This is a genomic window from Kytococcus sedentarius DSM 20547 (assembly GCF_000023925.1).
GTDB classification, from domain to species: domain Bacteria; phylum Actinomycetota; class Actinomycetes; order Actinomycetales; family Dermatophilaceae; genus Kytococcus; species Kytococcus sedentarius.
Genome location: NC_013169.1, coordinates 1,130,862 through 1,145,034, shown reverse-complemented (window position 1 = coordinate 1,145,034; position 14,173 = coordinate 1,130,862). Strand labels below are relative to the sequence as shown.

General features: G+C 72.7%; 17 protein-coding genes. 1 reads left to right on the top strand and 16 read right to left on the bottom strand.

The genetic code is table 11. The features are described 5' to 3' along the window. Positions 1-26: 26 nt before the first annotated feature. Both tsf and rpsB read right to left on the bottom strand, forming a co-directional pair. Positions 27-875: a translation elongation factor Ts gene (gene tsf / locus KSED_RS05470; RefSeq protein WP_015779105.1), complete on the bottom strand. Its 849-nt coding sequence runs from the start codon at positions 873-875 to the stop codon at positions 27-29. 52 nt (positions 876-927) lie between these two features. Next, a complete protein-coding gene (gene rpsB / locus KSED_RS05465; protein WP_015779104.1) occupies positions 928-1,860 on the bottom strand; it encodes a 30S ribosomal protein S2 in 933 nt (310 codons plus the stop codon). 319 nt (positions 1,861-2,179) lie between these two features. On the opposite strand from rpsB, the gene KSED_RS13565 reads away from it, so the two are divergent. Further along, positions 2,180-2,977 (top strand): M23 family metallopeptidase, encoded by a 798-nt coding sequence (locus tag KSED_RS13565; protein ID WP_143827352.1) that lies wholly within the window; start codon positions 2,180-2,182, stop codon positions 2,975-2,977. A gap of 33 nt (positions 2,978-3,010) precedes the next feature. Here KSED_RS13565 and KSED_RS05455 read toward each other — a convergent pair whose 3' ends face one another. From KSED_RS05455 to rpsP, 14 genes are all read right to left on the bottom strand, one after another. Beyond that, on the bottom strand, positions 3,011-4,021 hold the full coding sequence (locus KSED_RS05455; RefSeq protein WP_015779102.1) for a tyrosine recombinase XerC: 1,011 nt from the start codon (positions 4,019-4,021) through the stop codon (positions 3,011-3,013). Between the two features lie 120 nt (positions 4,022-4,141). Beyond that, positions 4,142-5,257, bottom strand: a complete 1,116-nt coding sequence (dprA, locus tag KSED_RS05450) for a DNA-processing protein DprA (RefSeq protein ID WP_015779101.1) — start codon at positions 5,255-5,257, stop codon at positions 4,142-4,144. Continuing rightward, positions 5,254-6,789, bottom strand: a complete 1,536-nt coding sequence (locus KSED_RS05445; RefSeq protein WP_015779100.1) for a YifB family Mg chelatase-like AAA ATPase — start codon at positions 6,787-6,789, stop codon at positions 5,254-5,256. Before KSED_RS05445 ends, dprA begins: the two co-directional genes overlap by 4 nt. Continuing rightward, a complete protein-coding gene (locus KSED_RS05440) occupies positions 6,786-7,148 on the bottom strand; it encodes a YraN family protein (protein WP_015779099.1) in 363 nt (120 codons plus the stop codon). Before KSED_RS05440 ends, KSED_RS05445 begins: the two co-directional genes overlap by 4 nt. A gap of 97 nt (positions 7,149-7,245) precedes the next feature. Continuing rightward, a complete protein-coding gene (locus KSED_RS05435; RefSeq protein ID WP_015779098.1) occupies positions 7,246-7,551 on the bottom strand; it encodes a DUF2469 domain-containing protein in 306 nt (101 codons plus the stop codon). Further along, a complete protein-coding gene (rnhB, locus tag KSED_RS05430) occupies positions 7,548-8,306 on the bottom strand; it encodes a ribonuclease HII (protein WP_015779097.1) in 759 nt (252 codons plus the stop codon). The genes KSED_RS05435 and rnhB overlap by 4 nt, the downstream gene beginning before the upstream one ends. Beyond that, the gene (gene lepB / locus KSED_RS05425) at positions 8,303-9,100 is read right to left on the bottom strand and encodes a signal peptidase I (protein ID WP_237699569.1); all 798 of its coding nucleotides are present in this window, start codon (positions 9,098-9,100) and stop codon (positions 8,303-8,305) included. The genes rnhB and lepB (KSED_RS05425) overlap by 4 nt, the downstream gene beginning before the upstream one ends. Continuing rightward, positions 9,097-9,726, bottom strand: coding sequence for a signal peptidase I (gene lepB / locus KSED_RS05420; protein ID WP_081439768.1), 630 nt, complete (start codon positions 9,724-9,726; stop codon positions 9,097-9,099). The genes lepB (KSED_RS05425) and lepB (KSED_RS05420) overlap by 4 nt, the downstream gene beginning before the upstream one ends. 32 nt (positions 9,727-9,758) lie before the next feature. Beyond that, a complete protein-coding gene (rplS, locus tag KSED_RS05415) occupies positions 9,759-10,121 on the bottom strand; it encodes a 50S ribosomal protein L19 (protein WP_015779094.1) in 363 nt (120 codons plus the stop codon). Between the two features lie 148 nt (positions 10,122-10,269). Next, complete coding sequence (locus KSED_RS05410; RefSeq protein WP_015779093.1) at positions 10,270-11,766, bottom strand: alanine/glycine:cation symporter family protein; 1,497 nt, start codon at positions 11,764-11,766, stop codon at positions 10,270-10,272. 26 nt (positions 11,767-11,792) lie between these two features. Next, positions 11,793-12,554, bottom strand: coding sequence for a tRNA (guanosine(37)-N1)-methyltransferase TrmD (trmD, locus tag KSED_RS05405; protein WP_015779092.1), 762 nt, complete (start codon positions 12,552-12,554; stop codon positions 11,793-11,795). Beyond that, entirely contained in the window at positions 12,554-13,102 is a 549-nt protein-coding gene (gene rimM, locus KSED_RS05400) for a ribosome maturation factor RimM (RefSeq protein WP_015779091.1), read from the bottom strand. The genes trmD and rimM overlap by 1 nt, the downstream gene beginning before the upstream one ends. Before the next feature lie 123 nt (positions 13,103-13,225). Beyond that, positions 13,226-13,468 carry an RNA-binding protein gene (locus KSED_RS05395; RefSeq protein WP_015779090.1) on the bottom strand — a complete coding sequence of 81 codons (243 nt, stop codon included), beginning with the start codon at positions 13,466-13,468 and terminating at the stop codon, positions 13,226-13,228. A gap of 7 nt (positions 13,469-13,475) precedes the next feature. After that, entirely contained in the window at positions 13,476-14,012 is a 537-nt protein-coding gene (gene rpsP / locus KSED_RS05390) for a 30S ribosomal protein S16 (protein ID WP_015779089.1), read from the bottom strand. Between the last annotated feature and the right edge of the window lie 161 nt (positions 14,013-14,173).

Below are 14,173 nucleotides of genomic sequence, written 5' to 3'. Positions count from 1 at the left end.
CGTGGTGCAGGCTCGAGCGCGGGGACTCAGCCCTGCAGGTCGGAACCGACCTTGAAGCGCGCGAAGCCGGTGACCTCGGCCCCGGCCTCCTCGGCCACCTTCGCCACGGACTTCTTGGGGTCCTTGGCGAACGGCTGGTCGAGCAGCACGTTGTCCTTGAAGTACGCGTTCACGCGGCCCTCGATGATCTTGGGCAGGGCCTGCTCGGGCTTGCCCTCCTCCTTGGCCGTGGCCTCGGCGACGCGACGCTCGTTCTCCACGACCTCGGCGTCGATCTCGTCACGGGTCAGCACGGACGGCGAGAACGCAGCCGCGTGCATGGCCACGTCGCGACCGAACTGCTCGTCGGTGCCGGTGGTGGCCACCAGCACGCCGATCTGCGCCGGCAGGTCCGGGGAGGTCTTGTGCAGGTAGGCCACGACCTGGCCGCCCTCGGGGGCGGTCAGGCGCGCCAGGTTGCGGACCTCGATCTTCTCGCCGATCTCGGCGTTCGAGGAGTCCAGCAGCTCCTGCACGGTCTGGCCGTCCAGGGTGGAGGCGCGCAGCGCGTCGGCGCTGTCGAGCCCCTGCTCGGCGGCGTGGGCCAGCACCTTGTCGGCCAGTGCGATGAACTTGTCGCCCTTGGCGACGAAGTCGGTCTCGCAGTTGATCTCGAGCAGGGTGCCCGCACCGTCGGCGGTCTGCGCGGCGACCAAGCCGTTGGAGGCCGAACGGCCCTCACGCTTGGTCACGCCCTTCAGGCCCTTGATGCGCAGGGCCTCCTTGGCGGCCTCGATGTCGCCGTTCGACTCGTCGAGCGCCTTCTTCACGTCCAGCATGCCGGCGCCGGTCTGCTCGCGCAGGGCCTTGATGTCAGCAGCGGTGTAGTTCGCCATGAACCTCGGTTCTCCTCTGGAGATTGGTGGATCAGCGGTCAGGTGGGGTGGCTCAGGCCTGGGTGGAGTCGGTGGACTCGCCCTCGGTGGCCGCACCCTCGGTGGCCTCGGGGGCGCCGGTGGCACCCTCGGTCGCGGCGGCCGGGGTGTCGGCCTGCTCGGTCGGCTGACCGGCCTCGACGGTGCCCGCGGGGGCGGCAGCGGCCTCGGCGGCGGAGGACTCCTGGGCCTGACCGGCCAGCAGCTCGCGCTCCCACTCGGCCATCGGCTCCTCGGCGGCGGCGTTGCCGCCACCCGAGCGGGCCATCAGGCCCTCGGCAGCGGCGTCGGCGATGATGCGCGTCAGCAGCGACACCGAACGGATGGCGTCGTCGTTGCCCGGGACCGCGTAGTCGACCTCGTCAGGGTCGCAGTTCGTGTCCAGGATGGCGATGACCGGGATGCGCAGCTTGCGTGCCTCGGTGACGGCCAGGTGCTCCTTCTTGGTGTCCACGACCCACACGGCGGAGGGGGTGCGGGACATGTCGCGAATGCCGCCCAGGGTGCGGTCGAGCTTGTCCAGCTCGCGCTTGAGGACCAGCAGCTCCTTCTTGGTGCGGCCCGAGTTGGCCACGTCCTCGAAGTCGATGGTCTCGAGCTCCTTGAGGCGCTCCAGACGCTTGTGCACGGTCTGGAAGTTCGTGAGCATGCCGCCCAGCCAACGGTGGTTCACGTAGGGCATGCCGACGCGCGTCGCCTGCTCGGCGATGGTCTCCTGAGCCTGCTTCTTGGTACCGACGAACAGCACCGAGCCACCGTGGGCCACGGTCTGCTTGACGAACTCGTGGGCCTCGTTCAGGTAGGTCAGCGACTGCTGGAGGTCGATGATGTAGATGCCATTGCGCTCGGTCATGATGAAGCGCTTCATCTTGGGGTTCCAGCGACGGGTCTGGTGTCCGAAGTGGACGCCGCTCTCGAGGAGCTGGCGCATGGTGACGACGGCCATGCCGTGGTCTCGCTTTCTGATGGGGTGCAGTTGTCTCCTGGCTCGGACGGCGCACCCCACCCCTCCTTGCCCTGCGGGCGGTGTGGGGACCACGGGGCGCACGGTCAGTGGTCCGAGCGCGAATTCATGCGAACCATCGACCGGTCCCACCCACTGGTGGTCGCGACGGACAGTTCACACGTGCGGTCAAGTCTAGCCCACTCTGGCGCCCGCTGACTGCCGGGGCGGGCTGTGGGCACCGCGCACTGACCATCACCCCGTCCACAGCACCCCCGGCAGCCGCGGGCGGTGGGGCACGGCAGTGGGCCACGGTCGGGTCATGGCACCCCTCGAGCACCCCCTCCTGACCCGTTCCCGGGCCCTCCGCCGCCTCGGCGCCGCGATGACGGCCGCGATCCTCCTGGTCACCGGGACCCCTGACCCCGTCCCGGCGAGCGACCCGACCCCGGCGACCGAGCCACGCGTGAGCGGGACCGACCCCCACGTGGACGCCGGGGCCAGCACACAGCTCCCTCCCCCGGCCTGGCTGCCCTGGCAACACCGCGTCCAGCTCGACGTCGTCACCCGGCACGCGGCCCACACGTGGGGCCTCGCAGCCGCCGTGGGTCAGGCCCCCGGCTCCCCGGCGGCGCCGGGGACGGCCGACGGCGCGGCCCCCCGCGGGTCGATGCCGAGCAGCTCCACCGCAGCCCTCAACCCGCTGGACTACAAGTGGCCGATGTGGCCGGTGAAGCTCCGCCGTGCCTTCAACCCGCCCAAGAAGGCATGGGGCCGGGGACACCGCGGGGTGGACCTCGAGGGCGTGCCCGGCCAACCGGTGTTCGCCGCCGGGCCGGGATTCATCTCCTGGAGCGGGACGATCAACTCGGTGGGTTCCCTGTCCGTGACGCACACGCCGCGGCTGCGCACCACCTACCTGCCGCTGACCGGGCGCTTGCCGATGGGCACACCGGTGATCGCCGGCACCCCCGTCGGGCTGCTGGCCCCGGGGCACTGCCTCCCGGCCTGCTTGCACTGGGGGGCGAAGGTGTCCGCGCGGAAGTACGTCGACCCCACCCTCCTCCCCGACTTCGCACCGGAGCTCAAGCCCCGGGACGAACGCCGCCGGCGGCGCTGACGGCCACGCCGCGGGACGAGCGCTGCCGATGCATCAGGCCCGCGGGTGTGACCGGTCGAAGGCCTCGCGGAGCCGCTCGACCGAGACGTGCGTGTACACCTGCGTGGTGGCCAGGCTGGCGTGGCCCAGCAGCTCCTGCACCGAGCGGATGTCGGCCCCGGCGTCGACCATGTGGGTCGCCGCGGAGTGCCGCAGGCCGTGCGGCCCGATGTCGGCTGCTCCCTCCACCCGCTGGGCCGCGCGGTGCACCACCCGCCGCACCTCCCGGGGGTCGATGCGTCCACCCCGCACCCCCAGGAACAGGGCCTCGCCGCTGCGAGCGCCCAGCAGCTCCGGGCGCCCCTGGTGCACCCACTCCTCCAGGGCACGGAGCGCCGGCACGCCGAAGGGCACCACCCGTTCCTTGCTGCCCTTGCCCCAGACGCGCACCGTGTGGTCCTGCAGGGAGACGGCGCCCGTGTCCAGGGACACCAGCTCCCCCACCCGGATGCCGGTGGCGTAGAGCAGCTCGAGCACGGCCCGGTCGCGCAGGTCGGTGGCGAGGGAGACCGGGTCGGCCTCGGTTCCCGGTGCCGCGTCGGTGTCGGTGTCGGTGTCGGTCTGGGTGTCGCCCCCGGGGTCCCCTGCACCACCCGTCGCCCTCGGCTCGGGTCGGGTCCCCCCACCCTCGACCAGCTGGGCCGCCTGTTCCGCCCGCAGTACGGCGGGCAGGCGCTTCTCGACGCGAGGCGACACCAGACGGGCGGAGGGGTCGACCACCAGCCGTTCGGTGGCCACCATCCACCCGAAGAAGGTGCGCTGGGAGGCCGTCCCCCGCGCCAGGGTCGACCGCGCCAGGCCGGCGGCCGCACGACGGGCGGCGAAGGAGCGCAGGTCGCTCAGGGTCACCTGGCGCCACTCGGTGGCCCCGGCTGCCTCCAGGTGCTCGGCGAGAGCGGTCAGGTCCGCGGTGTACGCCCGCACGGTGTGGGGCGACCTCCCACGCTCGAGGAGCAGGTGGTCGGCAAAGCCCTCGACCTCCCGCAACAGACCCGTGGCGCTCATGGTCCCGAGTCCACCACATCAGCTGCCGCACCCGTGGGAACGCACCCGCCCCCGGCGGTTCAGCGGGGCCGCGCCCCCGCGGGGCCCGGTCAGCAGGAGCGCACCCCATCCGGGGGCCGGTCAGCGGGAGCGGACCCACCCGGTGCCGGTGCGCTCGGCCTGCCCGGCGAGCCCCAGCATCCCCAGCGCCAGTTCGGCGTCCCCCAGGGACCGGCCACCGGCCCGGGCCACCGTCGTCGCCGTGCTCGGGCGCGGGCCCAACACGTCCCAGCACCAACGCAGCTGGGGCTCCACCGCATCGCGCGCGGTGCTGTCCCCCGTGCGGGTCGGGGCGAGGTTCAGCCCGACCGGGGACAGCGCCTCGACCGCCTCCTCGGGCGTGGTGACCAGGGTGGCCAGTCCGTCGCGCACGATCTGGTGGGTGCCGATCGAGCGGTCGGAGGTCACCGGCCCGGGCACCGCGGCCACCGGACGCGAGCACAGGTCCGCCCAGCGCGCGGTGGACAGCGAGCCGGAGCGGACCCCTGCCTCCACCACGAGGGTGCCGGCGGAGAAGGCCGCGATGAGGCGGTTACGGGTGAGGAAGCGTCCGCGCTGCGGTGCACAGCCGGGCGCCGACTCGCTGACCACCGCCCCGGTGCGGACCACCTCGGTGAGCAGGTCCGCGTTCCCTGCCGGGTACAGGCGGTCCACACCGCCGGCGAGGAAGGCCACCGTCGTGCCCGCGGCCGCGAGCGCGCCACGGTGCGCTGCAGCATCGATGCCGTAGGCACCCCCGGAGACCACGGTGACGCCGAGGCCGGCCAGCGCGTGGGACCACTCCCCGGCCACCGAGGTGCCATAGGCCGTGGCCGACCGGGCACCGACGACCGCGACCGAGGAGCCCAGCACCTCCTGCAGGCTGGCCGGGCCCCGGACCCACAGGCACACCGGGGGACGCTCCAGCCTCTCGGCACCCTCGGGCCACTCCGGGTCACCGGGCACCACGACCCGGATCCCCAACCGGTGCGCCCGTTCCTCCTCCGCGGCCGGGCACCAGGCGGCCCACCGCGGGGCGAACCGACCACCGCCCACCGACGGGTCCCGCGCCACCCGGTCCAGCGCCCCCTGGGCGCCGAACTCGGCCACGAGGTCCCCGGCCACCTTGTCCGTGGGCTCGGCCAGACGGCTCCAGGCCGCCCGGGCCAGTCGTTCGGCCGACCACCCGGGGGGCGAGACCTGTTCGGACGTGCTCATGCTTCCTCCACTCCCCGCAGGTTCATGGCCCGCATCACGTGTTCGAGCGAGACCCGGTCGCTACCGGCCAGGTCCGCCAGGGTGCGGGCGACGCGCAGGATGCGGTCGACCGCCCGGGTGCTCAGGACCCCCGCCGCGTGCGAGCGGCGCAGCGGGCCCAAGGCCCGCTCGTCCACGGCGTGCGGCCCCCGCCGCAGGACCCCGCCGGGGACGTGGGCGTTGACCGACCAGACACACCCCCGCCATCGCTCGGCCTGCCGTTGCCGGGCGGCGGCCACCCGCTCGGCCACCACTGCCGAGCTCTCCGGCAGCGCGGCACCGGCGGCCCAGGGCGTGCCCGGGTCCATCTCCACCTGCAGGTCGATCCGGTCGCGGACCGGCCCGGAGAGGCGCTTGGCGTAGGTGCGTCGGGCCTGCGGGGTGCACTCGCACACCGGGGCCCCCGGGGCCCCCGGGGCCCGGCGGCCGCCGCGCCCGCACGGGCAGGGGTTGGCGGCCAGCACCAGCTGGAAACGGGCCGGCAGCTCCACCGCCCCCTCCGAGCGCAGGAGCACCACCCGTCCCTCCTCGAGGGGTTGCCGCAGGCCCTCGAGGACGTCACGGCGCACCTCGGGGGCCTCGTCGAGGAAGAGCACCCCGTGGGTGGCGCGGGAGATGGCCCCCGGCCGGGGACGCCCGGCTCCCCCGCCGAGGATGGCGCTGGCCGTGGAGGCGTGGTGGGGAGCCACGAACGGCCGGACCCGGGTGATGCCCACCGCCTCGGCCTCCATCACCGACGCGATGGCTGCGACCTCCAGCGCCTCGTCTTCCTCCAGCGGCGGCAGGATGCCGGGCAACCGGGCCGCGAGCATGGTCTTGCCGGTGCCCGGGGCACCGTGCAGCAGCAGGTGGTGCGATCCGGCAGCCGCCACCTCCAGGGCCCGCCGGGCCTCCTCCTGCCCGTAGACCTCGGAGAGGCAGGGCACCTCGGGCTCCGGGGGCGGTTCGTGCGCGGGCGGCTCGCACCCCATCGGACGACCGTGGGTGACGTAGTCGTCGACCAGGGCGGCCAGGTGCTGCACGGGGACGACCTCGATGCCGGGGACCTGGGAGGCAAGGGTCCAGGACGCCGCCGGGACGACCACCCGCGACAGCCCGGCGGTCCGTGCCGCGATGACAGCCGGGAGCACCCCCGGGACGGACCGCACCTCACCGTCGAGACCGAGCTCGCCGATGTGAGCCACCCGGGCCACCGCCTCGGCCGGCACGCTGCCCGCCGCCGCCAGGATGGCCAGGGTGATGCCGAGGTCGTAGCCCGTGCCCCGCTTGCGCAGGTCGGCCGGGGACAGGTTCACGACCACCTTGCGGCTGGGGAGCTGCAGGCCGGCGTTGGCCGTGGCCGCGCGGATGCGGTCCGGGGCCTGCGCACAGGCCGCATCCGGCAGCCCACCCACGGTGAAGGTCGGCAGCCCGGCCCCCACGTCCGCCTCCACCTGCACCATCCGGCCCGTGATGCCGACCAGGCCCACCGCCCAGGTGCGCCCCAGGGTCACGAGACCGCTCCGGGCACGTGCTGCACGGTGGCCGGTCCGCCCGGCGGCAGGAGGACCCCGATCACGTCGATGCGGACCTCGGCCCAGCGCCCCGGGTGCTCCTGCAGCCACGCGGCCGTCAGCCGCCGCAGGCGTCGGCGCTGGGGCAGGGCGACCATCTCGACCGGCTGCCCGAAGGCGACGGTGGAGCGGGTCTTCACCTCGCACACCACCAGCCGGGGGCCGCTGGTCACCACCAGGTCGATCTCTCCGAGTCGGTGGCGCCAGTTGCGCTCCAGGACGCGGGCCCCGCGCTCCTGCCACCACCGGGCGGCGATGTCCTCCCCGCGCCGCCCCAGGGTCCTCCGTTCACGAGTCATGGGCCCACGGTGGCCGGCCGGGGCGCAGGTGCACCGGCAGCCGCCGGGCACCCTGTGGACGGGCGCCCGTCACACCGCCGACGAGCTCAGCCGGCGGTCACTCCGGGACCTCGAGCTCGGTCTTGGACAGCTCCTCGACGTTCACGTCCTTGTAGGTCATCACCCGCACCCGGGAGACGAACCGCGCCGGACGGTAGATGTCCCACACCCAGGCGTCGGTCAGGTGCACGTCGAACCAGGTGTCGCCCGGCTCCCCCATCACCTGCACGTCCACCTCGTTGGCCAGGTAGAAGCGACGGTCGGTCTCCACGACGTAGCTGAACAGGTTCACCACGTCGCGGTACTCCCTGTACAGCGCGAGCTCCGCCTCGGTCTCGAAGCGGTCCAGGTCCTCCTCGCTCATGACACCTCCCGGTGGCGCTCGTCCCACGGCACGGACGCCGCAGAGGTCCCATCATCCCCCACCCCCAGGCGCCAGGAACGCCGGTGGTGCACGCTCGGCCCGAGGCTCCCCAGGGCCGCCCGGTGGTCGCCGGCGGCGTAGCCCTTGTTGCGTTCCCAGCCGTAGGCAGCGCACCCGGGCGCCCCCGCCAGGTCGGTCATGATGCCGTCGCGCTCCACCTTGGCGAGCACGCTGGCCGCGGCCACCGACGAGCACGTGCGGTCGGCCTTGGTGCGGGTGACCACCGCCGGGCCGGCCACGCCCTGCAGCCCGAACAGCCCGCTGCGCAGGGGGTCGGTCAACCAGTCGTGGTTGCCGTCCAGCAGCACGACGTCCACCTCGACCCCCGCGGCCGCCAGCGCGCGACGCCCCGCCATCCGCAGCGCGGCCATGATGCCGTGGGCATCGATCTCCTCGGGCCCGGCGTGCCCCACGCCCCGGGCCACACCCCATCGGGACAGCTGCGGCACGAGGCCCTCCCGACGGGCGGCCGAGAGGTCCTTGGAGTCCCGCACGCCCACCGGGGCGGTGCCGACCGCCGCGTCGACCACGACGACCCCCACGCTGACGGGGCCGGCCAGCGCACCGCGCCCCACCTCGTCCATGCCGGCCACCCGGCGCGCACCCTGACGCAGCAGCTCCCGCTCGACCCGGAGCGTGGGGGTGGTGGTGGTCGTGCGGTTCCGTGCCGCCCGCGCCGTGGCGCGCCTGCTCACTGCGGGGCGGGAACCGCGTCGAAGGCGTCCGAGCCGGACAGGGTCCCGATGCTGCCCAGCGGCCAGATCACGAGGAACGCGCTGCCGGTCACCCGGTCCATCGGCACGGTGCCGTTGAAGCGCGAGTCACCGGAGTTGGAGCGGTGGTCGCCCATCACCCAGACGTGGTCCTCGGGGACGTCCTCGTCGAACTCGACCAGGCTCGGCGGGTTGCCCGGGTAGACGTAGGGCTCGTCGACGGCCGTACCGTTCACCAAGACCCGCCCCTGCGCGTCGCAGCACTCCACGTGGTCACCGGGCATGCCGATGACGCGCTTGATGAGGTACTCGTCGCCGTCGCCGGGCAGCACCCCCACGAACTGGCCCGCCCGGTACAGGGCGCTCTTCTCCTGGGTGGACTGTCCGAGCCACTGCCCGGGGTCCTGGAAGACGATGATCTCGCCGCGCTCGATGTCGAAGGGCGTCGGCGAGAGCTTGCTCACCAGGAGCCGGTCGCCCTCCTCGAGAGTGTTCTCCATGGACCCCGAGGGGATGAAGAAGGCCTGCACGAGGAAGGTCTTGATGAGGAAGGCGAAGAAGAGCGCCAGCACCGCCACGACGACGGTCTCCTTGAGGGCGCTCCACCACCCGCCCCGCTTCTCCTTCTTCGCGTCCTCCGGGTTCTTCGCGGACGTGCCGTCGGGGGTGTCCTGCGCCGCCAGGGAGGTGGCACCGTCACCGGTCCCCTCCGTCCGGGGGGCTGCGGGGCCGTCCACGTGGGGATCAGGCGACATCGGCTGGTTCTCCTGGGTCACGGGGCCCACCGTACGCGGGCCACCACCTCGTCGGAGCGCACCACGCCCCCGCCGGGAGCGGCGAGGTGGGTGCGCGAGTCGTTCGATTCTGCCGCATTGTCGCCCACGACCCACCACTCGTCCTCCCCCAGTGCCTCCTCGAAGCGCTGGTCGAGCCCCTCACCGCCCGGCCCGTGGGCCGGCACCGGCACCCCGTTGCGGGTCATGGCGCCGTCGGTGCAGCAGTCGATGTGGTCCCCCGGCCCGGCCACCACCCGCTTGACCACGCGGACCGTCTGCCCCTCGGGCCCGGTGTCCCCCCAGGCGGCCGTCGCGTCCACCACCACGACGTCGCCCACCTCCACCGCGCCCTCGGTGGGCCCGGCCAGGCCCCCGACCAGCGTGGCGACGACGAGGTCGCCCTCGGCGTGGGTCGGCTCCATCGAGGGACCGTGGACCCGGTAGGTGCGGACGGTGGCCGCCAGGGCGATGGCCAGGACCGCCGCGCAGGCCACCAGGATCCACCCGATCCGCCGCAGGCTGCGCATGCCGGCGGCGCGCTGGCGCGGCCGGGAGACGGCCCGGACACGCCCGAGCCGCCCTCGTCGCGAGGACGAGGACGGCTCGGGCACGGTGCGTGGACGCATGATGCGACGGCCCCGGGTGGGGCCGGAGGGGGTCAGGCCTTCGCGTCGGTGTTGTCGCGCTTCTCGCGGATGCGGGCGGCCTTGCCCCGCAGGTCGCGCAGGTAGTACAGCTTGGCGCGACGGACGTCACCGCGGGTCAGCAGCTCCACCTTCTCCACCACCGGGGAGTGCACCGGGAAGGTGCGCTCCACGCCGATGCCGAAGCTCACCTTGCGGACCGTGTAGGTCTCACCCACACCGTGGCCGTGGCGACGGATCACGATGCCCTTGAAGACCTGGGTACGGGTGCGGTTGCCCTCGATGACCTTGACGTGGACGTTGATCGTGTCACCGGCACGGAACTCCGGGATGTCGTCGCGGAGGCTGGCTGCGTCGACGAAGTCGAGCTTGTGCATGTTCGTGTCGCTTTCCGTGGCGTGCGCGCAGGTCACGCTCACTGGTCACCACGGCAGGCCGTGGTTCGTCAGAAGGGGTTCGGCCGACCATGCTGCCCGGGGCTCCACCCCCCTGCGGCAGGGGCTTGTCGGGCTGATCGACAGCGCGTCAGTCTGCCACAGAGTCGCGCGCGGGGGCCAATCCATGCTCGCGGCGGTACTCCACCGCATCGGCGTGGTCCATCGCGTCCTCGGGCTCCCAGGCGGTGACGCCCTTCCAGCTGGTCGGCATGCGGTCGACGGTGAAGGTGGGCTCCACCCCCTCCTTGAGCTGCCGACGGTAGTCCTTCAGCAGCCAGCTGGCCTTGGGGACCAGCAACAGCAACGACCCGATGGTGAGCAGCGCCAGCAGGGGGAAGAGCACGTCGGCCAGGGACCACAGCACCTTCGGCTCGATGATGCAGCCGGCGAAGGTGAGGGCCACGAAGATGACCTTGAACACCGTGTGGAGGGTGGTGTTCCGCGTCAGGTAGTGGATGTTGGACTCGCCGTAGTAGAAGTCGGCCAGCACCGAGGTGAACGCCAGCACGAACAGGATCGCGGCCAGCGCGAGTCCGCCCCACTGCCCGATGGCGGTGGTCACGCTCTCGTAGGCGAGCTCCACGCCGGCGGTCTGGCCCCCGAGGGTCGGGTTCGCGGAGAGCACGATGAACGCGGTGATCGAGCAGACGATCAGCGTGTCGAGGTAGACACCGAGGGTCTGCGCGAAACCCTGCTTCACCGGGTGCGAGACCGAGGCCGATGCGGCCGCGTGGCCCGAGAGGCCCATGCCGGCCTCGTTGGAGAACATCGCACGCTTGACGCCCTGCATCACCATGGTGCCGAAGGCGCCGGCCACGATCTCGCGGAAGCCGAAGGCCTGGCCGATGATCTCGGTGAAGACCGCCGGGATCTGCTCGAAGTTCACCACGACGATCGCCAGGCCCAGCAGCACGTAGGCGCCGGCCATGAAGGGCACCAGGGTCTCGGCCACGCGGCCGATGCGGCGCACGCCCCCGAGCACGACGGCCCCGGTCAGCAGCGTGACGACCCCGGCGGTCACCCACTTCACCCAGGTGCCCTCGTCGCCCACGGCCTGCACGACCGCCTGGCTCACGGTGTTGGCCTGGAGCATGTTGAAGGAGATGCCGGCGCAGACGAGCACCATGACCGCGAAGACCATGCCGCCCACGCGGCTGTTCAGCGCCTTCTCGTAGATCACGGCGCCACCACCGCGGTAGGAGTCACCGTCGCGCACCTTGTACAGCTGGGCGATGGTCGACTCCACGAACGCGGTCGCCCCGCCCACCAGGGCGATGAGCCACATCCAGAACACGGCCCCGGCGCCGCCCATCGCGACCGCGGTCGACACACCGGCGATGTTGGCGGTGCCGATGCGGCCGGCCGCGGAGATGGAGAAGGCCGCCAGGGTGGAGACGCTGCGGTCCTCGCCGTCGGCGTCCTTCAGCGGCGGGTCCAGCAGGGTGCGGAACATGGCCGGCAGCATCGTGATCTGCACACCGCGGGTCATCACGGTGAAGACCAGCCCGGCCACCAGCACGATGGGGATCATGGGGACCCAGATGGCCTCCCCGGCGTCCACGAGGAAGGTGTTGACGGCGTCCATGGGGCTCCTCGCCCGGGCAGGACCTGTCAGTCCCCCGCGGGTGCGTCGGGTGCAGGGACCCGCAGCATGTCAGGTCGTCGGGCCACAGTCCGCTCGACGCGCTGTTGGTGGCGCCACTCGGCGATGCGTCCGTGGTGCCCCGAGAGCAGGACCCCCGGGACCTCGTGCCCCCGCCAGCTCGCCGGCTTGGTGTAGACGGGGTACTCCAGCAGCCCGTCCTCGTGGGACTCCTCCACCAGGGACTCCGCGTTGCCGATGACCCCCGGCAGCAACCGGGCCACAGCCTCGGTCATCGCCAGCACCGCCACCTCGCCGCCGTTGAGCACGTAGTCCCCCAGCGAGAGGATGCGCAGGTCGAGGCGCTGGGCGTACTCCAGCACCACCCGCTCGTCGATCCCCTCGTAGCGCCCGCAGGCGAACACCAGCCAGTCCCGGGCAGCGAGCTCCCGTGCCGTGGCCTGGGTGAAGCGGTCCCCGCCCGGCCCGGGCACCACGAGCGTGGGGGTCCGGCCGGGGGCGCTGCCCAGGACCTGGTCCAGGGCCTCCCCCCAGGGCTCGGGTCGCATCACCATGCCGGCGCCACCACCGTAGGGAGTCGCGTCCACCGTGCGGTGGCGGTCGTGGGTGAAGTCACGCAGGTCGTGCGTGTGCACCTCGAGCAGCCCGTCCCGCTGGGCCTTCCCGATGAGGGAGAGCCCCAGGGGAGCCAGGTACTCGGGGAAGATCGAGATGACGTCGATGCGCAGGGCGGCGCGGGGGCGCAGCAGGCCGGAGGAGGTGGCGGGCATCAGTCCAGCGGTTCCAGCAGCCCTGCCGGCGCGGTCACGGTGACCTGCCCGGCCTCGAGGTCCACGTGCGGCACCAGCTCCTCCACGAAGGGCACCAGCACGTCGTGTCCGGCCGTGGTGGTCACCTCCAGCAGGTCCTGAGCGGGGCGCAGGTGCAGGTCCTTGACGGCGCCGAGCGGCTCCCCCTGCCCGTCCACGACCTCCAGGCCGCGGAGGTCCTCGGGGTAGAAGCCCTCCCCATCGAGCTCCTCGTCGGCCGGTGCCACCAGCACCACGCCGCGCAGGGCCTCGGCGCCGTCACGGCCGGTGACCTGCTCGAAGCCCAGCAGCGTCACCCCCTGGTGCACCCGCCGGCTGGCGATGGTCAGCGGGCCCTCCTCGGCCGGGACGGTCTGCACGGCCGTCCCCACCGCTAAGCGGACCTCGGGTTCGTCGGTGTGCAACTGCACCGTGACCTCGCCCTTGAGCGCGTGGGGTTTGCCGATGCGGGCCAGGCGCACCATCCCCTCGGGGATGCTGCCGCGCTCGCGGTTGCTGTGCTGGGCCATGTCGTCCTCGGGGTCTGCAGGGGTCGGGAGCTCGACGCAAGGGGGCGTGACGTGCGCGTGGCCCGGTACCGATGAGGTACCGGGCCACGATCACATCATGCGGGGCCGTGCTGGGGAGGACGCTCAGGAGCGGTCGGTGTCGACGATGTCGACCCGCACCTGACGGTCGTCCCCCACGAGGGCCTGGACCACCGTGCGCAGTGCGCGCGCGGTCCGGCCGCTGCGTCCGATCACTCGCCCCAGGTCAGCGGGGTTCACCCGCACCTGGAGGGTCTCGCTACGCCGACCCTCGACGGCCGTCACGTGGACGTCCTCGTCGTGGTCGACGATCCCGCGGACCAGGTGGTCGAGCGCCTCGGTCAGCACGGCGACCTCAACCCTCCTGGGTGGAGGGGGTGTTCTCGGCGTCGGACTTGGCGTCCTCGGCAGCTGCCTCGGACTCGGCCTCGGCGGCCTTCGGGGCCTCGTCGGCCTTGTCCGCCGTGGTCTTGGTGGTGGGCTCGGCCTGCTCGGCGACCTCGTCCGCCTTGGACTTCTTCTTCTTGGGGGTCGGGGCCTCGGCCGGGGCGTTGTCCGCGTCCTTCAGAGCCTGCTCGAACAGCTCCTGCTTCGACGGCTTGGCCTCGGCCAGCTTCACGGTGGAACCACCGGTCTCGCCCTTGAAGGTCGCCCAGTCACCGGTCACCTTGAGCAGCGCGGCGACCTGCTCGGTCGGCTGCGCGCCGACACCGAGCCAGTACTGCGCACGCTCGGAGTTGATCTCGATGCGCGAGGGCTCCTCGGTCGGGTGGTACAGACCGATCTCCTCGATCGCACGGCCATCGCGCTTCTGGCGCGAGTCCATGACGACGACGCGGTAGAACGGTGCACGGATCTTGCCCATGCGCTTCAGTCGGATCTTGACTGCCACGTGAGTGGAACTCCTGATTCGTATCGGGTGGGGTCCGGGGGCCATCCGGTGGGGTCACGGTGACTCCAGACGCCCGGGACTTGCGATGCGTCGGCGAGAGGGTCCGGCGCACAGCGAGTACCGGCCAATGATGCCAGATGCCGAGCAGGACTCCGAATCGG